The sequence below is a fragment of the Brevundimonas balnearis genome, assembly GCF_042434805.1.
GTDB lineage: Bacteria > Pseudomonadota > Alphaproteobacteria > Caulobacterales > Caulobacteraceae > Brevundimonas > Brevundimonas balnearis.
Genome location: NZ_JBHLSW010000005.1, coordinates 254,940 through 272,490 on the forward strand (window position 1 = coordinate 254,940; position 17,551 = coordinate 272,490).

15 protein-coding genes are annotated in these 17,551 nt (G+C 71.7%); 7 read left to right on the forward strand and 8 right to left on the reverse strand.

From position 1 onward, the window contains the following. Positions 1–111 precede the first annotated feature (111 nt). The 7 genes from glmS to pnp all read left to right on the forward strand — a co-directional run bounded on the left by glmS (position 112) and on the right by pnp (position 7,595). Positions 112–1,944: a glutamine--fructose-6-phosphate transaminase (isomerizing) gene (gene glmS / locus ACFFGE_RS08355; RefSeq protein ID WP_376835857.1), complete on the forward strand. Its 1,833-nt coding sequence runs from the start codon at positions 112–114 to the stop codon at positions 1,942–1,944. A 44-nt stretch (positions 1,945–1,988) separates the two neighbouring features. Continuing rightward, entirely contained in the window at positions 1,989–2,513 is a 525-nt protein-coding gene (locus ACFFGE_RS08360) for a hypothetical protein (RefSeq protein WP_376835858.1), read from the forward strand. Positions 2,514–2,515: 2 nt separating this feature from the next. Next, positions 2,516–3,181, forward strand: a complete 666-nt coding sequence (locus ACFFGE_RS08365; protein WP_376835859.1) for a DUF2459 domain-containing protein — start codon at positions 2,516–2,518, stop codon at positions 3,179–3,181. 56 nt (positions 3,182–3,237) lie between these two features. After that, positions 3,238–3,693 carry a 30S ribosome-binding factor RbfA gene (gene rbfA, locus ACFFGE_RS08370; RefSeq protein WP_376835860.1) on the forward strand — a complete coding sequence of 152 codons (456 nt, stop codon included), beginning with the start codon at positions 3,238–3,240 and terminating at the stop codon, positions 3,691–3,693. Positions 3,694–3,838: 145 nt separating this feature from the next. Continuing rightward, entirely contained in the window at positions 3,839–4,771 is a 933-nt protein-coding gene (gene truB, locus ACFFGE_RS08375; RefSeq protein WP_376835861.1) for a tRNA pseudouridine(55) synthase TruB, read from the forward strand. 91 nt (positions 4,772–4,862) lie between these two features. Continuing rightward, the gene (gene rpsO, locus ACFFGE_RS08380; RefSeq protein WP_327447107.1) at positions 4,863–5,132 is read left to right on the forward strand and encodes a 30S ribosomal protein S15; all 270 of its coding nucleotides are present in this window, start codon (positions 4,863–4,865) and stop codon (positions 5,130–5,132) included. Between the two features lie 228 nt (positions 5,133–5,360). Further along, the gene (gene pnp / locus ACFFGE_RS08385; protein WP_376835862.1) at positions 5,361–7,595 is read left to right on the forward strand and encodes a polyribonucleotide nucleotidyltransferase; all 2,235 of its coding nucleotides are present in this window, start codon (positions 5,361–5,363) and stop codon (positions 7,593–7,595) included. A gap of 62 nt (positions 7,596–7,657) precedes the next feature. Here pnp and ACFFGE_RS08390 read toward each other — a convergent pair whose 3' ends face one another. The 8 genes from ACFFGE_RS08390 to infB form a co-directional block, all read right to left on the reverse strand. Continuing rightward, on the reverse strand, positions 7,658–8,845 hold the full coding sequence (locus ACFFGE_RS08390) for a divergent polysaccharide deacetylase family protein (RefSeq protein WP_376835863.1): 1,188 nt from the start codon (positions 8,843–8,845) through the stop codon (positions 7,658–7,660). A gap of 103 nt (positions 8,846–8,948) precedes the next feature. Beyond that, positions 8,949–10,388, reverse strand: coding sequence for a S41 family peptidase (locus ACFFGE_RS08395; protein WP_376835932.1), 1,440 nt, complete (start codon positions 10,386–10,388; stop codon positions 8,949–8,951). Between the two features lie 150 nt (positions 10,389–10,538). Next, positions 10,539–11,606, reverse strand: coding sequence for a murein hydrolase activator EnvC family protein (locus tag ACFFGE_RS08400; protein ID WP_376835864.1), 1,068 nt, complete (start codon positions 11,604–11,606; stop codon positions 10,539–10,541). Further along, on the reverse strand, positions 11,606–12,070 hold the full coding sequence (gene rlmH / locus ACFFGE_RS08405) for a 23S rRNA (pseudouridine(1915)-N(3))-methyltransferase RlmH (protein ID WP_376835865.1): 465 nt from the start codon (positions 12,068–12,070) through the stop codon (positions 11,606–11,608). The genes ACFFGE_RS08400 and rlmH overlap by 1 nt, the downstream gene beginning before the upstream one ends. A 4-nt stretch (positions 12,071–12,074) precedes the next feature. Continuing rightward, positions 12,075–12,431, reverse strand: coding sequence for a ribosome silencing factor (gene rsfS, locus ACFFGE_RS08410; RefSeq protein ID WP_376835866.1), 357 nt, complete (start codon positions 12,429–12,431; stop codon positions 12,075–12,077). A gap of 134 nt (positions 12,432–12,565) precedes the next feature. Then, complete coding sequence (locus tag ACFFGE_RS08415) at positions 12,566–13,147, reverse strand: nicotinate-nucleotide adenylyltransferase (RefSeq protein ID WP_376835867.1); 582 nt, start codon at positions 13,145–13,147, stop codon at positions 12,566–12,568. 132 nt (positions 13,148–13,279) lie between these two features. Next, positions 13,280–14,347, reverse strand: a complete 1,068-nt coding sequence (obgE, locus tag ACFFGE_RS08420) for a GTPase ObgE (RefSeq protein ID WP_376835868.1) — start codon at positions 14,345–14,347, stop codon at positions 13,280–13,282. A 204-nt stretch (positions 14,348–14,551) separates the two neighbouring features. Next, positions 14,552–17,524, reverse strand: coding sequence for a translation initiation factor IF-2 (gene infB / locus ACFFGE_RS08425; protein WP_376835869.1), 2,973 nt, complete (start codon positions 17,522–17,524; stop codon positions 14,552–14,554). Positions 17,525–17,551 lie beyond the last annotated feature (27 nt).

A 17,551-nucleotide genomic window follows, 5' to 3' on the forward strand; every position in this document is an offset into this window, starting at 1 on the left:
CTGTAATCCGGCGAAACCCCTTTTTAGCTGCCCGGGCCTTAAACTTCCCCTAGAGCGCGAGCTCGGCTTAGCCCCGAACGCGGGCGCGCGCAAAGCGGAGAGCATCCATCCATGTGCGGGATCATCGGCATCACCGGTCAGGGACCGGCGGTTCCTCGCCTGATCGACAGTCTGAAGCGGCTGGAGTACCGCGGCTACGACTCCGCCGGCGTGGCCGCGACGGTGGACGGCAGGACCGAGCGCAGGCGCGCCAAGGGCAAGATCGTCGAGCTGGAGACCGTGCTGCTGGATCACCCTCTGCGGGGTGAAAGCGGGCAGCCGACGGTCGGCATCGGCCACACCCGCTGGGCCACCCACGGAGCCCCGAACACCGAGAACGCCCACCCGCACAAGGCCGGGCGCGTCACCCTGGTTCACAACGGCATCATCGAGAACTTCGCCGAGCTGAAGGCCGAGCTCCAGGCGGCGGGCCACGCCTTCGAGAGCCAGACCGACACCGAGGTGGTCGCGCACCTGATCGACCAGGGACTGAACGACGGGCGGGAGCCGCTGGACGCCTTCAAGGCGGTGCTGGATCGGCTTCGCGGCGCCTATGCCCTGGCGGTGCTGATCGAGGGCGAGGACGGGGTCATCCTGGGCGCCCGCCACGGCAGCCCTCTGGTGGTCGGCTGGGGCGAGGGCGAGATGTATCTGGGTTCGGACGCGCTGGCGGTCGGCCCCTTCACCCAGAAGATCAGCTATCTGGAGGACGGCGACTACGTCCGCATCGACCGTTCCGGCGCGACCATCTTCGACACCGCCGGGCGCCGCGCCAACCGGCCCGTGGTGCAGGTGTCGGCTTCCGCCGCCCTGGTCGAAAAGGGCGAGTTCCGCCACTTCATGGAAAAGGAGATTCACGAGCAGCCCGACAGCGTGCGAAACACCCTGACGGCCTATCTGGACCTCGTGAACGCGCGCGCCCGGCCCCCCGAAGGCCTGGATTTCGCCGAGATCAGCCGTCTGCAGATCGTGGCCTGCGGCACCGCCTACTACGCCGGGATGATCGGCCGTTACGCCTTCGAGCGCGTCGCCGGCCTGCCCTGCGACGTCGAGATCGCTTCGGAGTTCCGCTATCGCTCGCCCGCGCTGATGCCGGGCACGCTGGCGGTCGCCGTCAGCCAGTCGGGCGAGACCGCCGACACCCTGGCCAGCCTGAAGTGGTGCAAGGCCGAGGGCTTCAGGACCGCCGCGGTCGTCAACGTCCACTCCTCGTCCATGGCGCGCGAGGCGGATCACCTGCTGCCCACGCACGCCGGCCCGGAGATCGGCGTCGCCTCCACCAAGGCCTTCACCGCCCAGGTCGCGGCGTTGCTCGCGCTCGCCGTCGCCGCCGGGGTCCAGCGCGGGCGGATCGACCGCGAAGAAGAGGCCCGTCTGGTGAAGGCCCTGTTCGAGGCGCCGCGCCTGATCGCCGAGGCCCTGAACATGGGTCACGCCATCCAGTCGGTGGTTCACGACATCGCCAGGGCGACCGACGTGCTGTTCCTCGGCCGGGGCGCCATGTTCCCCCTGGCTCTGGAGGGCGCGCTGAAGCTGAAGGAGATCAGCTACATCCACGCAGAGGGCTATGCCGCTGGCGAGCTGAAGCACGGCCCCATCGCCCTGATCGACGAGGCGACGCCGGTGATCGCCCTGGCCCCCCTCGACGACGTGTTCGAGAAGACCGCGTCGAACCTTCAGGAGGTCGCCGCCCGGGGCGGGCCGGTGGTGATGATCGCGCCCGAGGCGGCTGAAACGCCCCACGGCGCGGCGATGACGCGCATCGCGGCGCCGGACTGCGATCCGCTGATCGCGCCGCTTGTCTACGCCGTGCCGATGCAGCTCCTGGCCTATTACACCGCCGTCCAGAAGGGCACGGACGTGGATCAGCCGCGCAACCTGGCCAAGTCCGTGACCGTGGAGTGATCCTCGCCGCGTTTTCGCCCGCTTGAGCGGCGAGGGATGACCCGATGCGCCTGACCGCCCTCCTCGCCGCCCCGAGACTCGCCATGCCGGGTCTCGCCGCCCTGTTCCTCGCCGCGGCCACGCCGGCGAGCGCGGAGACCCGCTTCTTCTCCTACGACCCGGCGGACCGGCTGACGCGCGCGCTGACGGGCGGGCTGACCTTTCAGGTCGATCTCGGCCTGTTCGGCCGCACGACGTTGCGGCGCATCTATTCGACCTCCCGCACCGGCTATGCCGACGTCAGGTCGGGAGGACCGGCCGAGGTGCGCCGCACCCTGGGTCCGGAGGCGGCGGAGACCTCGGTCTACGCCATCCGCCCCGAGGGTCAGGGCCGACCGCTGGGCCGGGCGCTGTGCCCGGGGTCGGACGAGGCCTGGCTGGTCTTCGCGCCCATCCGGGCCGCGCGACCCGTGACCGCCCGCGCCGTCGGCCGCTGGAGCGACGGGCGGTTCCGCGAGTGCGCCCAGCTGAGCTGGACGTTCCGGGGCGAGTGGTCCGCCTTGCCCGCCGCGCCGATGACGGAGCCCTGATCATGGCTGGGGGGCTGATCCGACTGACCCTGGCCGCCGTGCTGGGTCTGGCCGCGGGGGTGTGGACCTGGGTCCGGCCGGGCGGGGCCTTCGACGGCCCGCCCGCGGTCGAGGTGCATGTGCTCGACAACGGCTTCCATACCGATCTGGCGGTGCGCCGCGACGCGCTGGAGGCGCGGACGGGACCGCTGGCGGACGCGGTCCGCACCCTGCCGCCGGGGCGCTGGGTCCGTCTGGGCTGGGGCGACGCGCGCTTCTTCGTCGACCAGAGCCCGATCCACGAGCGGCTGCCCGACGGGGCGCGGGCCTTTTTCGCCCCGGGCAATCCGTCGGTGGTCATGCTGGACCCGGAGGACGTCGATCCGCGCCGCTACGCCGATCGGCGGGTCACCCTCGCGCTGTCCGACGCCGCCTTCGACGCCCTGGCCGCCCGGGTCGAGGGGGCGCTGGCCCTGAGCGACGGTCGGGCGCGGCTGACCCAGGCCCGCCCCGGCGCGGGCGCGCGGTTCTACGCCGGGCGGGAAACCTTTTCCGTCCTCCGGCTCTGCAACCACTGGACCGCGGAGGTCCTGAGCGCGGGCGGGGTGACGATCCGGCCCGCCGCGTCCATCCTGTCGGGCCAGGTGCTGGCCGCCGCACGGGTGGACAGCCGAGCCGTGCGGGACTAGACCGCGCGCCTTTCGCCGATCCGCCGGTCCGATCCCGGCGCGCCGAGGAGCAGGCCATGAGCCGCAAGCCGAACCACCGTTCCGCCGCCTCCCATGGCGGGTCTCCGGGGCCCTCCCAGCGCCAGCTGCGCGCCGGAGAGCTCATCCGCCACGCGCTCGTAGAGATCCTGCGCGAGGAAGAAATTCACGATCCGGCCATGGAGGGGGTGTCGGTCACCGTCACCGAGGTGCGGCTCAGCCCGGACCTGAAGCACGCCACATGCTTCGTGGAGCCGCTGGGGGCGGGCGTCGCCTCCGCGCCCACGGCCGGTCACGAGGCCGAGGTGGTCCGGGCGCTGAACGACCACGCGCGCTTCCTGCGCGGGCTCCTGGGCCGCCACATCGACATGAAGTTCACGCCGGACCTGCGCTTCCGCCACGACGAGAGCTTCGACGCCGCCAGTCGCATGGACCGGCTGTTCAACGACCCCCGCGTCCGCGCCGACCTGGAGCGGGACGAGGGCGAAGAATGACGCTCCTCCCCTGGAGCGAAGCGAACGGGGGAGGGGGACCGCGAAGCGGTGGAGGGGGCGTGTTCAAACGCCGCGCTTTGTCCCTTGCCACCTCCACCACGCTGCGCGTGGTCCCCCTCCCCCGCGCGCGGGGGAGGAGCATGCCATGAGCCGCCGCAAGCGCGGTCAGGCGATCCACGGCTGGGTCTGCCTGGACAAGGGCTACGAGGTCGGCTCGACCGAGGCCGTCACCCGGGTGCGTCGTCTGTTCGACGCCCAGAAAGCCGGGCATGCGGGCACCCTGGACCCTTTGGCGACGGGCATCCTGCCCATCGCGCTGGGCGAGGCGACCAAGACCGTCCCGCACCTGATGGACGCAGAGAAGGTCTATCGCTTCACGCTACGCTGGGGCGCCTCGACCACGACCCAGGACGCGGAGGGGGAGGTCGTGGCGACGTCGGACGTGCGCCCGTCGGTCGAGGCGGTGGAGGCGGCGCTGCCGCGCTTCGTCGGCGCGATCGAACAGGTTCCGCCGGCCTTCTCCGCCATCCGGGTCGACGGCCAGCGGGCCTATGACCTGGCCCGCGACGGCGAGGTCGTGGAGTTGAAGGCCCGGCCGGTGACGATCCACGAGGCGGCGGTCACCGCGGCGCCCGACGCCGACCATGTCGAGATCACGGTGCGCACCGGCAAGGGCGTGTATATCCGCTCGCTCGCCCGCGACCTGGCCGCCGAACTGGGCGCCGAAGGGCACGTCTCGGCGCTGCGACGGGAGCGGGTCGGGCCGTTCAGCCTCGAGACTGCGGTGACGCTGGATTTTCTGGCCGATCTGGTGCATAGGGGCCGCGCCTCGGAAGGCTTGCTTCCCGTCGCGACCGCTCTGGACGACATCCCGGACCTGGCCGTGACGGATCAAGACGCCTTCTTGCTTCGGCAGGGACGGCCGATCGTTCTGCTTCCCCGACAGGTCGAAACGCTCAAGGCCCGCCTCCGGGAGGGTTCGCGAACCGTTTCCGCCGTCGCGGACGGGACGCTCGTCGCGCTCTGTCAGTTGCGGGCCGGTCGACTCGAACCCGACCGCGTTTTCAACCTCTCCTGACGCGTCGCCAAGGCGACCCGGACGGAGCGCCCAACGCCCTCAAGCAGCGAGGCCTCGCAGGCCGAGCGGTAGGGCAAGAAAGGTACTTACGATGTCGATCACCGCCGAGCGCAAGGCTCAGGTCATCGCCGACAACGCCCGTTCCGAGGGCGACACCGGTTCGGCCGAGGTCCAGGTCGCGATCCTTTCGGAGCGCATCTCGAACCTCACCGAGCACTTCAAGACCCACAAGAAGGACAACCACTCCCGCCGCGGCCTGCTCAAGCTGGTCTCGCAGCGCCGGAGCCTTCTGGACCACCTGAAGAAATCCGACGAGCCGCGCTACGCCGCGCTCATCGAAAAGCTGGGCCTGCGCCGCTAAGCGCCGCCAGCTTCGGGCAGGGGCCTCCGGAACGGGGGCCCCTTGCCTTATCGGCCCGACCGCGTCCGGGCGTTTGAAGACGCGAACCGCACGGGGGCCGAAACCGGTCTCCACACACGCCGGCGGCACGTCATCCGGACGCGTCGCCTATCTGGGACCGAAGGACGTAAGACCCCCTGACCGCCCGCCCCCGCAGGCAATCCGGCCGCGGGACGAGAGAAAGACATCATGTTCGACATCAAGAGAAAGACGATCGAGTGGGCCGGACGGCCGCTGACGCTCGAGACCGGCCGCATGGCCCGCCAGGCCGACGGGTCGGTGCTGGCCACCTACGGCGAGACCGTGGTCCTGGCCACCGTCGTCTACGCCCGTCAGCCGAAGCCCGGTCAGGACTTCTTCCCGCTGACGGTCAACTATCAGGAAAAGACCTTCGCCGCCGGCAAGATCCCGGGCGGCTACTTCAAGCGTGAAGGCCGGCCGACCGAGAAGGAGACGCTGGTCAGCCGCCTGATCGACCGTCCGATCCGTCCGCTGTTCGTCAAGGGCTTCAAGAACGAGGTCCAGGTCGTCGTCACCGTGCTGCAGCACGACATGGAGAACGACCCCGACATCGTCGCCATGGTCGGCGCCTCGGCCGCCCTGACCATCTCGGGCGTGCCGTTCATGGGCCCGATCGGCGGCGCCCGCGTCGGCGTGATCGACGGCGAGTACGTGCTGAACCCGACCCTCGCGCAGATGGAGGGGTCCGACCTCGACCTGGTCGTGGCCGGCACCCAGGACGCCCTGATGATGGTCGAGTCCGAAGCCAAGGAGCTGTCGGAGGACAAGATGCTGGGCGCGCTGATGTTCGCGCACCAGGGCATGCAGCCGGTGATCGACGCGATCATCGAGCTGGCCGAGCACGCCGCCAAGGAGCCGTTCGATTTCCAGCCCGAGGACGTCTCGGACGCCGTGGCCGCCATCAAGGGTCTGGTCGGCGAGGACATCAAGGCCGCCTACGCCCTGACCGGCAAGCACGACCGCCGCGACGCCGTGGTCGCCGCCAAGAAGAAGGCCGCCGAAAAGCTGGTCGTCTCCGAGGCCAACCCCGACGGCTTCGACGCCACCAAGTTCGGCACGGCCTTCAAGGAGTGCGAGGCCGAGGTCCTGCGCCGCGACATCATCGAGAACGGCCATCGCGTCGACGGCCGCGCGCTCGACAAGGTCCGGGCCATCGTCTCGGAGGTCGGCGTCCTGCCGCGCACCCACGGCTCGGCCCTGTTCACCCGCGGCGAGACCCAGGCGCTGGTCGTCGCCACCCTGGGCACGGGCGAGGACGAGCAGTACATCGACAGCCTGCAGGGCACCTACAAGGAAAGCTTCCTGCTGCACTACAACTTCCCCCCCTACTCGGTGGGTGAGGCGGGCCGCATGGGCTCGCCCGGCCGTCGCGAGATCGGCCACGGCAAGCTGGCTTGGCGCGCGATCCGGCCGATGCTGCCGACCAAGGAGGAGTTCCCCTACACCATCCGTCTGGTGTCGGAGATCACCGAGTCCAACGGCTCTTCGTCGATGGCCACCGTGTGCGGTTCGTCGCTGGCGCTGATGGACGCGGGCGTGCCGCTGGCCCGTCCCGTGTCGGGCATCGCCATGGGCCTGATCCTGGAGCCGACGGGCGAGTTCGCGATCCTGTCGGACATCCTGGGCGACGAGGACCACCTGGGCGACATGGACTTCAAGGTCGCCGGCACCAGCGAGGGCATCACCTCGCTGCAGATGGACATCAAGGTCCCCGGCATCACCGAGGAGATCATGCGCAAGGCCCTGACCCAGGCTTCGGCCGGTCGCCTGCACATCCTCGACGAGATGTCCAAGGCCATGGACGCGCCGCGCACCGAGCTCGGCGAGTTCGCGCCCAAGATCGAGGCCATCAAGATCCCGGTCGACAAGATCCGTGAAGTGATCGGCTCGGGCGGCAAGGTGATCCGCGAGATCGTCGAGAAGACCGGCGCCAAGGTCGACATCCAGGACGACGGCACCATCAAGATCGCCGCCAACGAGCAGGAGAAGATCGAAGCCGCCAAGGCCTGGATCAACTCCATCGCCGCGGAGCCGGAAGTGGGCACGATCTACACCGGCAAGGTGGTGAAGGTCGTCGACTTCGGCGCCTTCGTGAACTTCTTCGGCGCGCGCGACGGCCTTGTGCACGTCTCGCAGATGGCGCTGGAGCGGGTCGCCAACCCCGCCGACGTCGTGTCCGAGGGTCAGGAAGTGAAGGTCAAGTTCCTGGGCTTCGACGATCGCGGCAAGACCAAGCTGTCGATGAAGGTCGTCGACCAGACCACGGGCGAGGACCTGACCGACAAGATCAACGCCGAGCGCGCCGAGCGGGGCGAGCCGCCCCTGTCGGACGACACCGGCGGCCGTCCGAAGCGGGACGGCGACGGCGGTGGGCGGGATCGCGGCCGTCGCCGCCGCGACTGATCCGGCTGAGAGCTGAACAAGGCCCCGGGGTTCGCTCCGGGGCCTTTTTTCATGGGTCGCCGCTACCGGCCCGGTCGCTGGGCCATGGCGCTGGCGGGGGCCAGCTGCACGCCGCGCGCGTTGAGGCCGGCGGCCCAGCGGGCGGCCGCCTCGACCGTCACGGGATAGGAGAAGCCGGTCCCAAGCGCCTGACCGCGCGTCTTGGCGGCGGCTTCCAGCGCGTTCAGCCGTCCGATGATGGCGGCCGGCGTCTGGGTCTCGTCGATCACCGTGTTCGCGGTGGCGCGGGTGAAGGCGCCGGGCCGGCGGGCCAGCGCGCCGTCGTCGATGAAGGCGAGGCCGCGCTGGCGCAGGATCTGCAGAAAGGCGCCGGTCGCCGCATCCGAACCGGTGAAGCGGTCGCCCAGATAGTTGGTCACGCCGAAGTAGCCCTGGGCGCGCGACAGCAGCCAGCCCATCTTGGCCTGGACGTCCTCGGGCCCCTCGGAAGCGAGCAGCGTGTAGGGGCCGGGATCGTTGTCCGGATAGCCGGTCGGCTCCATCGGGATCTCGATCAGCACCTCGTGCCCCTGGGCGCGGGCCAGGTCGATCCAGCCCTGAAGACCCTCGGCGTAGGGGACGAAGCTCAGGGTGACCTCGGCCGGCAGCCGCTCGATGGCGGCGCGCGTGGTGGCGGCGTTGAGGCCCAGCCCGCCGACGATCAGGGCCACGCGCGGACGTCCATCGGCCCGGAACGGGCGGGCGTAGGCCACCGCCGGCGTGCGGCCGTCCGGCGCGATCACCGGCAGGGGGCCCTCGGGACCCTGCTGGAACAGGCCGGCGATGGGGGCGGGCGTCAGCGGCTGGGCCGCCAGACGCGGCGCGGTGACGCCCGCGCCGCCCGCGGCCTGGGTCCCGTCCGGCAGGGTGATGATGGCGGCGTCGGGCGCGAGCCCCTCGCCGGGCGCGGCGAGGTCCTGATAGACGCCGAAGGCGTCCGAGGAGAAGGCGTCGAAGCCGGTCGGCGCCGGGGCCTCGGCGACCGGTTCCCGCTTCAGGGCCACCCGGGCGGAAGGCACGCCCGCGCGCGGGTCGCCCAACACCGTGACGAAGAGGGCCCCGGCGGCCAGCGTCAGAAGCCCGGCCGCGCCGACGGCGACGGCGGGACGGCGCAGCAGGGCCGCGACGGGCTTCAGGTTCGGCCGGACCCCTCCGGCCTTGGGCGCCTGGCCGGCGGAGGCGGCGAGCGCGGACTGGCGTTTGGCGAACATGCGAAAATGAACGGACGCTTCAGCGGAGCCCGGGGCGGACTCCTTCGCGCTCAGCTTCGCCCGGGCCGGTTAAGAAACCCTAACGGCCCGTTAGCCATGATCCTCAGTCGGCGTCCGGCACGTTGTCCGGCGTGATCTCCGGCCCCATGCGAGGCGCGTCATCCTCCGGCGAGGTCACCTCGATCCGAGGCGGGGTGGCCGCTTCGGCCAGCTCGGTCCCGGGCGGCGTCGTGACGATCCCTTCCGGCGCCGCCGCCAGCTGCGTCAGGTCGCCCCGCGCGCGCAGCACGTCCAGAGCCCGCTGCAGCTGGTAGTCCGCCTCGGCGTCATACGCCTCGCCGGGCGCCTCGAAGGGCGTGTGCGGGCCTCTGCGTTCGGTCCCGATCGAGGCGTCCAGCGCGTTGGAGTAGGCGGCCTCGGAATAGATGAAGTTCGAGCGCGACACGATCCGCGCCTCGGCGGCCGAGCGCGCGACCTCCAGGTCCGGCTCGATGCCGATCTTCTGGATGGAGCCGCCCGACGGCGTGTAGTAGCGCGCGGTGGTGATCGACAACGCGCCGTCGCGACCGCCGCGAAGCGGGATCACGGTCTGGACCGACCCCTTGCCGAAGCTGGTCAGGCCGACGATCGTCGCCCGCTGGTGGTCCTTCAGCGCGCCGGCCACGATCTCGGAGGCGGAGGCGGACCCGTAGTTGATCAGCACCGCCAGCGGCAGGCCGTCCGTCAGATCGCCCGCCTGGGCGAAATAGGGCTCGATCTGATCCGGGCGGCGGCCGCGCTGGCTGACGATCTCGCCGCGCTCGAGGAAGGCGTCGGAGACCTCGATCGCGGCCGTCAGAAGCCCGCCGCCGTTGTTCCTCAGGTCCAGGACATAGCCCTGGATGTTCGGGTTCTCGCGCTTCAGCCGTTCGATGCCCTCGCGCAGTTCGCGGCCGGTGTTCTCGTTGAAGGTGGAGATGCGCAGATAGCCGAAATCGCCCTCCATGCGCGCCGTGACCGCCTCGATGCGGATGATCTCGCGGGTCAGGACGACCTCGCGCGGCTCCTCGCCGTCGCGCAGGAAGGTGACCTTCACCTCGGTGCCGACCGCGCCCTTCAGCCGGTCCGACACGTCCGAGACGCTCATGCCGCCGGTGCTCTGTCCCTCGATGGAGGAGATGACGTCGCCCGCCTGCACGCCCGCGCGGGCGGCGGGGCCGCCGTCCATGGGGGAGATCACCTTGATCAGCCCGCCCTCGGAGGTGATCGTCAGGCCGATGCCGGAATACTGGCCCTCGGTCCGCTCCTGCAGGTCGTCGAAGTCGCTGGGCGCGAGATAGTTCGAGTGCGGGTCCAGCGCCGTCATCATCCCGTCGAGCGCGGCCTCGATGAGCTTCTGGTTGTCGGTGGGCACCACATAGGCCTGCTCGACGATCGACAGGACGTCGCCGAACAGCTCGAGCATCCGGAAGGTCTCGCCGCGCGGCGTCTGGCTGACGACCATGGTCGCGCCGCCCGCGCCGATCGCCAGCGCGCCCACGCCCACCGCCAGAAGTCTGCGAATACCCGTCACGTCGTCGTCCTTCCAGAGCCTGATGCTCACACGAGGTCTGGCGCCCGCCCACGGCCAAACCGTGACGAGGCGACGCCCCGCGACGATATGAGCAGGCCCCGCCGCCGGTGCAAAGGCCCGCGCGTGCGGGGCGAGCGCACGTCACTCCAGCCAGGGCGCCGGATCGACCGGCCGCTCGTCACGCCTCAGCTCCAGATAGAGGTCCTGATCCGCGCGGCCCAGGGCCTGACCCGCCTGAACGCGAGCGCCCTCCGCGACAGCCGGATCGGTGACGCCGCCGACGATCGCGCGCCAGCCGGGGCCCAGATCCAGAACGATCACCGGGCCGAAGCCGTCGACCTCGCCGACGAAGGCGACCGTCGCCGGCGCCGGGCTCGACGCCTCGGCCCCGTCGGCCGCCCAGCGCCAGCCGGGGGCGCGCGCGCTGTAGCGGGCGATGGGCGCCTCGGCCAGCGGGGCGGCCAGCCGCTCGCGACCGGCGGGCAGTCGAGAGATCGGCTCGGCCGTCTCGACGGGCAGGGGCTCGACCCCCAGGGTCCGAAGCCTGGCCGACAGGGCGCGAACGGCGCGCTCCGCCTCCGCGGCCTCGGCGTCGAGCACGGCGACGAGTTGCAGGCGTCGAGCGCTCATGGCGTCGATCTCTGCGCGACGATCCACGCGACGGCTTTCCAGCGCGAAGAGCTCGGCGCTGGAGAGGGCGGCGAGGCGGCGCACCCGCGCCAGCTCCCGCTGCCGGGCGCCGACGGCGGCGGCGCGGCGCTCGAGCTCAGGCGCCATGGCCTTGAGCAGGATGGCCGCGCGGGTGGTGTCTATGGCCTCTTCGGCGGGGATCAGCAGGGCCGGGGGCGGGTCGCGGCTGAGCCGCACGAGGCTGGACAGGACCCGGCCCTGGGCCCCTCGGGCCTCGGCCATGCGGGCGGCGAGGGCGGCTTCTCGCGCGTTGAGCGCCCGCAGACGGGCGCGCTGGCCCTCGATGCGGGCGTCCTCGGCTCCGGTCTCGGCGTTGAGCGCGGCGAGGCGACGTTCCAGCGCCGCGAGTTCGCCGCGCGCCTGGGCGGCGTCCGCCCGCAGCCGCCGCGCGCGCACCTGGGCGTCCCTCTGCTCGGCTTGAAGCCTCGCCGCGTCGGGGGATGGAGGCTCCTGACGCGAGACCGCGGGCCCCGCGGCGACGGCTAGGAGGATCAGCAGGGGCGGAAGGAGCCGGCGCATCAGTCGCGGTGATAGGGCGATCCGGCCAGGATCGTCACCGCTCGATAGACCTGCTCGGCCAGCATGGCGCGCGCCAGGGCGTGCGGCCAGGTCTGGGGCCCGAAGGCCAGGGTGGACCGCGCCGCCCGTCGCACGCTGGGGTCCAGCCCGTCCGCGCCGCCGATGGCGAAGACCAGGCGCCGCTCGCCCCGGTCCCTCAGCTCGGCGAGGTGGGCGGCGAAGTCCCGCGACGCGAAGGCGCGGCCCCGCTCGTCGCAGGCGATCAGATGCGCGCCCTCGGCCGCCGAAAGGATCAGCTCGGCCTCGGCCCCCATGCCAGGCTTCTTCGGGTCCAGATCAACCAGCTCGACCGGGCCCAGCCCCAGCGGACGCCCCGCGAGGGTGGCGCGGCGGGCGTAGTCGTCGGCGAGCTGCGCTTCCGGCCCCCGCCCCGGCTTGCCGATGGCGGCGATCGCCAGGCGCACGGGGTCAGTGGCTGGCGGCGCGGTGGCCGCCGGAGTCCACCGACCAGATCTTCTCGATGTTGTAGAAGCTGCGCACCTCGGGCCGGAACAGGTGCACGATCACGTCGCCGGCGTCGATCAGCACCCAGTCGCAGTGCGGCAACCCCTCGACGCGGGCCTTGCCCAGTCCGAGGTCCTTCAGCGTGCGCAGCAGGTGGTCGGCGATGGCGCCCACGTGGCGGTGGGAGCGGCCCGACGCGATGATCATGCTGTCGGCCATGGAGCTCTTGCCGCGCAGGTCGATCAGCACGACGTCCTGGGCCTTGTCGTCGTCGAGCTTGGCGAGCAGCGCCTCCTCGACGGGGGTGCCGCCGACGGGCATGGGCGAGGCGGCGACGGAGGGACTCGAAGGGTCCTGGTCTTCAAACGGCGCGTCGGACGCGGGCGAGGGGGTCAGCGGAGCACTCCAGCGGAAACCATATAGGCCGTCTCCTATAGCATCGGGGGCCGCGGGCGTCACGGGGCGGCGTCGTGGCCCGCCCGCGCGGCCCTCAGGGCGGTGGAGCTCTCGGGGTTCAGCGGAGCCCGCAGATAGGTCCAGGCGGGTGTCGCCCCTCCCGGCATCAACCGCGCCTTCCGGCTGGGGACGCGAAAGGTGGCGAAGCGCGCGGCCGCCGGCGCCGTGCGGCTCTCCAGCAACGAGCCGGGGCGCGCGACCACAGCGATCGGCATCAGGCGGAAGATGTCGGTCCAGCCCCGCCAGCGATGAAAGCCCGCCAGGTTGTCGGACCCCATCAGCCAGACGAAGTCCACGGCCGGGTGCCGCGCCTTCAGCGCCCTCAGCGTATCGACGGTCCAGCGCGTCCCGGCGCGGGTCTCGAAGTCCGAGATCAACATGGAGGGCGAGGCGGCGATCGCCCGAGCCCCGGCCATCCGCTGGTCCAGCGGCGCGGTCTGGGCGGCGTCCTTCAGCGGGTTCTGCGGCGAGACCAGCCAGACGACGCGGTCGAGGTCCATGCGCCTCATCGCGGTCTCGGCGACGTGCAGATGCCCCTCGTGGGCGGGGTTGAACGAGCCCCCCAGGAGACCGACCCGCATGCCGGGCGCGAGCGGCAGGCCCTTCAGAGACCCGGGGCGGGGACCAGAGCGGCGGGGCGCGGGACCGGCGTGAAACAGGGGCAAGCGAGAGGTCCCGGGGCTTTTGCTCAGCAGCGCCCTAACACGCGATCCTCAGGGGGACCAGCCGCCGGGCGTCTCGACGACCGTCTCGTCCTCGGCGTCCAGCGCATCGACGTCGAGCTCGCCCCTCTGGCGCCGCACCTCGGCCCAGGCGGCGCGCAGGACCTCGGTCACGCCTTCGCCGGACACGCCGGACACCAGCAGGGGGCGGCGGCCGGCCACGGCGGCCAGCGCCTCGGCCTTCTCGTCCCGCAGCTCGGGCGTCAGGGCGTCGATCTTGTTGAGCGCCAGGATTTCCGGCTTCTCGCCCAGGCCCTCGCCATAGGCCTCCAGTTCGCCCCGGATGATGCGCCAGGCCTCGGCCACGTCGTCCTGCGTCGCGTCGATCAGGTGGATCAGACAGCCGGTCCGCTCCACGTGCCCGAGGAAGCGCGTCCCCAGCCCGGCGCCTTCGCTGGCGCCCTCGATCAGGCCGGGAATGTCGGCGATGACGAACCGTTCGGTCGAACTCAGATCGACCACCCCGAGGTTGGGCGTCAGGGTGGTGAAGGGATAGTCCGCGACCTTGGGCCGGGCCGCCGACACCGCCGACAGGAAGGTCGACTTGCCCGCGTTCGGCAGGCCCGCCAGACCGACGTCGGCGATCAGCTTCAGCCGAAGCCAGATCCAGCGCTCCTCGCCTTCCTGACCGGGATTGGCGTGGGTCGGCGCCTGGTTGACCGGCCCCTTGAAGCGGGTGTTGCCCCAGCCGCCGTTGCCGCCGGCGAGCAGGCGCACGCGCTTGCCGGGGTGGTCCATGTCAACGACCACCGTCTCCTTGTCCTCGTCCAGCACCTGGGTGCCGACCGGGACCTTCAGCACCACGTCGTCGCCCTTGCCGCCGTGCATCTGGCGGCCCTGGCCGTGATGGCCGGTCTGGGCGCGGAAGTGCTGCTGGTAGCGGTAGTCGATCAGGGTGTTCAGCCCCTCGACCGCCTCGATCCAGACGTCGCCGCCGCGGCCGCCGTCGCCGCCGTCCGGCCCGCCCTGCGGGATGAACTTCTCACGCCGGAACGACACGGAGCCGCCGCCGCCGTTGCCGGAGCGGATGTAGATCTTGGCCTGGTCGAGGAACTTCATCGCGTGTTCTTGCGCCGTGCTGGGGCGGGCAGAGGGGAGGTCGAGCCGCACTCCCCGCCGCCGAGGGCGAGCACATCCTAGACCGAAATCGGTTCAGTTGGACGCACGTCCGCCTGGGCTCGGATTTCGGTCTCGTTTCAAGTGAGAGCCTGATTCACGCCTCATGTGGAATCGCGAAGCGACTCCGCATGAGGCGATCAGGCTCTAGAGGGTGCGCTTGACCTCTTCGACGGTGAAGCACTCGATGTAATCGCCTTCCTTGATGTCCTGGAAGCCTTGGAACTGCATGCCGCATTCCTGGCCGGAGGGCACCTCGTTGACCTCGTCCTTGAAGCGCTTGAGCGTGTTGAGCACGCCCAGCTCCAGCACCACGACGTCGTCGCGGACGATGCGGACGCGCGCGCCCTTCCGGACCACGCCCTCGGTGACGCGGCAGCCGGCGACCTTGCCCACCTTGGTGATGTCGAAGACCTGGAGAACCTGTGCGTTGCCCAGGAAGGTTTCGCGCTGCAGAGGCGCCAGCATGCCCGAGAGCACGCCCTTCATGTCATCCAGAAGGTCGTAGATGATCGAGTAGTAGCGGATCTCCACGCCCTCGCGCTCGGCCAGGTCGCGGGCCTGCTTCGAGGCGCGGACGTTGAAGCCGAGGATCGGCGCGCCGGCCGACTTGGCCAGGTTGACGTCCGACTCGGTGATGCCGCCGGCGCCGGAATAGACCGTGCGGGCGCGCACCTCGTCGTTGCCCATCTTGTCGAGCGAGCCGACGATGGCCTCGGCCGAACCCTGGACGTCGGCCTTGATGACGACCGGCAGCTCGTTGACCTTCTTGGTCTGGAGCTTGGCCATCATGTCGGCGAGCGAAACGGCGCCGCCGGCGGCCTGGGTCTTCTCGCGCTTCACGCGATGACGGTATTCGGTCAGCTCCCGTGCGCGGGCCTCGCTGTCCACGACGGCGAAGACCTCGCCGGGCGACGGCGGTTCGTCCAGCCCGAGGATCTCGACCGGCATGGCGGGGCCGGCCTCCTCCAGCTGGGCGTTGCGCTCGTCGAGCAGGGCGCGGACCTTGCCCCAGGCGGAGCCGGCCACGACGATGTCGCCGCGACGCAGGGTGCCGCGCTTGACCAGCACGGTGCCGACCGGGCCGCGGCCCTTGTCCAGCTTGGCCTCGATGACCACGCCCTCGGCCGACCGGTCCGGATTGGCGCGCAGGTCCATGACCTCCGCCTGCAGCAGGATGGCGTCGAGCAGGCCGTCGAGGTTGGTGCGGGCCTTGGCCGAGACCTCGATCACCTGGGTGTCGCCGCCCAGGCTCTCGGCGATCACCTCATGCTGCAAGAGCTCGTTGACGACCTTTTGCGGATTGGCGTCCGGCTTGTCGATCTTGTTGACCGCCACGATCAGGGGCGCGCCCGCCGCCTTGGCGTGCTGGATGGCCTCGACCGTCTGGGGCATCACGCCGTCGTCGGCCGCCACCACCAGGATGACGATGTCGGTGACGTTGGCGCCGCGGGCGCGCATGGCGCTGAAGGCCGCGTGGCCGGGCGTGTCCAGGAAGGTGACGCGCTGGCCGTCCTTCAGGCGCACCTGATAGGCGCCGATGTGCTGGGTGATGCCGCCGGCCTCCGCCGCCGCCACGTCGGTGGTGCGAAGGGCGTCGAGCAGGCTGGTCTTGCCGTGGTCGACGTGGCCCATGACGGCCACGACCGGCGCGCGCGGCGTGGTGGCGTCGGCGTCGTCCGCCTCGGCCAGGAAGCCGGTCTCGATGTCGGACTCCGACACCCGGCGCACGCTCATGCCGTACTCGTCGGCCACCAGCTCGGCGGTGTCGGAATCGATCACGTCGTTGATCTTCATCATCATGCCCTGACGCATCAGGAACTTGATGATGTCGACGCCGCGCACGGCCATCCGGTTGGCCAGGTCGCCGACGGTGATGACGTCGGGGATGACCACCTCGCGCGGGCGGTTCGGGGTCTCGGTCGAGCCGCCCTTGCGCTTCTCCTTCTCGCGCTCCCGGGCCCGGCGGACCGAGGCGAGCGAGCGCATCCGTTCGGCGGCGTCCTCGTCGCCCCCGGCCACGGCCTGGATGGTCAGGCGGCCTTCGCGCCGCTTGGGTTCGCCGCGCGTGCGGCTGACGGCCTTGCCGGGACCGGCGTCGGAGAAGCGGCGATCACGATCCTCCTCGGCGCGGCTGCCGCCGGGACGGCCGAAGCCGGCGCGGCTGGGTCGGGCCACCTCGGGCTGGGCCGGCGGCTGGTTCGGGGCGGGACGCGCGCCGAGGCCGGTGCGGGGGCCGCCGGGACGCGCGGCGCCGGGCGCCGGGCGTGGGGCCAGGGCCGAGTAGCGGACGGTTTCGCCCGGACGGGTCGGGCGCTGCGGACGATCACCTTGCGGACGGTCGCCGTCGCGGCCGCGCGGACCGCCTTCCAGCGCCTGCTCGCGCGCGGAGCGGCCGCCGAAGGCCGGACGCTCGATCGGCGCGCGGCCCGAAGGCTGACGCGGCGCGCGCTGGCCGAAGTTGACCTGCGGGCGCGCGGGCGCGGCCGGGCGGGGGGGCGGAACGGGAGTCGGAGCCGGCTCGGCGGCGCGCGGCGCCTCGGCGACGGGCCTGGTCTCCGCCGGCTTGGCGGCGGCCGGCGTGGCGGGCGCGCCCAGCTTGGACGCCTGCTGGCGCGCGGCCTCGGCGGCGGCGCGGGCCGCGGCGGCCTCGTTTTCGGCGGCCCTCGCGGCTTCGGCGGCCTTGGCGGCCTGTTCGCGCTGGGCGGCGTCCCGACGGGCGCGCTCCTCGGCGGCCTGGCGCTCGCGTTCGGCCTGCTGGCGGGTGGCCAGTTCGATGGCGCGACGACGCGCCTCCTGCTCCTCGTTCGACAGACCGCCGGCGCCGCGCGGCTGGGCCGGGCGCGGGGCCTGGGGCGCCGGAGCGGACTCAGGACGCGGACGAGCGACGTCGAAGCCCTGAGGGCGCTGGTGGCCGCCGGCCGGCGGCGAGCCGACCCGGCGCTTGGTCTCCACCACGACCGTCTTGGTCCGGCCGTGGCTGAAGCTCTGGCGCACGGTGCCGGTCGAAACCGAGCCCGTCTGGCGAGGCTTCAGGCTGAGCGGCGCGCGCGGTCCCGTCTGCGAGGGGGTTCCGCCGCTCTTCTGGCCGTCCTGGGTCTTGTCGTTCTCGTCGGTCATCCGGTCGCTTTACTGGTCCGGCGGGCC

Excerpts from the sequence above, each read along its gene's own strand:
- ACFFGE_RS08365 (WP_376835859.1), top strand. The coding sequence starts at position 2,516 with ATGGCTGGGGGGCTGATCCGACTGACCCTGGCCGCCGTGCTGGGTCTG.
- ACFFGE_RS08400 (WP_376835864.1), bottom strand. The coding sequence starts at position 11,606 with ATGCGCCGGCTCCTTCCGCCCCTGCTGATCCTCCTAGCCGTCGCCGCG.
- truB (WP_376835861.1), top strand. The coding sequence starts at position 3,839 with ATGAGCCGCCGCAAGCGCGGTCAGGCGATCCACGGCTGGGTCTGCCTG.
- ACFFGE_RS08390 (WP_376835863.1), bottom strand. The coding sequence starts at position 8,845 with ATGTTCGCCAAACGCCAGTCCGCGCTCGCCGCCTCCGCCGGCCAGGCG.
- glmS (WP_376835857.1), top strand. The coding sequence starts at position 112 with ATGTGCGGGATCATCGGCATCACCGGTCAGGGACCGGCGGTTCCTCGC.
- rbfA (WP_376835860.1), top strand. The coding sequence starts at position 3,238 with ATGAGCCGCAAGCCGAACCACCGTTCCGCCGCCTCCCATGGCGGGTCT.
- infB (WP_376835869.1), bottom strand. The coding sequence starts at position 17,524 with ATGACCGACGAGAACGACAAGACCCAGGACGGCCAGAAGAGCGGCGGA.
- ACFFGE_RS08360 (WP_376835858.1), top strand. The coding sequence starts at position 1,989 with ATGCGCCTGACCGCCCTCCTCGCCGCCCCGAGACTCGCCATGCCGGGT.
- obgE (WP_376835868.1), bottom strand. The coding sequence starts at position 14,347 with ATGAAGTTCCTCGACCAGGCCAAGATCTACATCCGCTCCGGCAACGGC.
- ACFFGE_RS08415 (WP_376835867.1), bottom strand. The coding sequence starts at position 13,147 with ATGCGGGTCGGTCTCCTGGGGGGCTCGTTCAACCCCGCCCACGAGGGG.
- rsfS (WP_376835866.1), bottom strand. The coding sequence starts at position 12,431 with ATGCCCGTCGGCGGCACCCCCGTCGAGGAGGCGCTGCTCGCCAAGCTC.
- pnp (WP_376835862.1), top strand. The coding sequence starts at position 5,361 with ATGTTCGACATCAAGAGAAAGACGATCGAGTGGGCCGGACGGCCGCTG.
- rpsO (WP_327447107.1), top strand. The coding sequence starts at position 4,863 with ATGTCGATCACCGCCGAGCGCAAGGCTCAGGTCATCGCCGACAACGCC.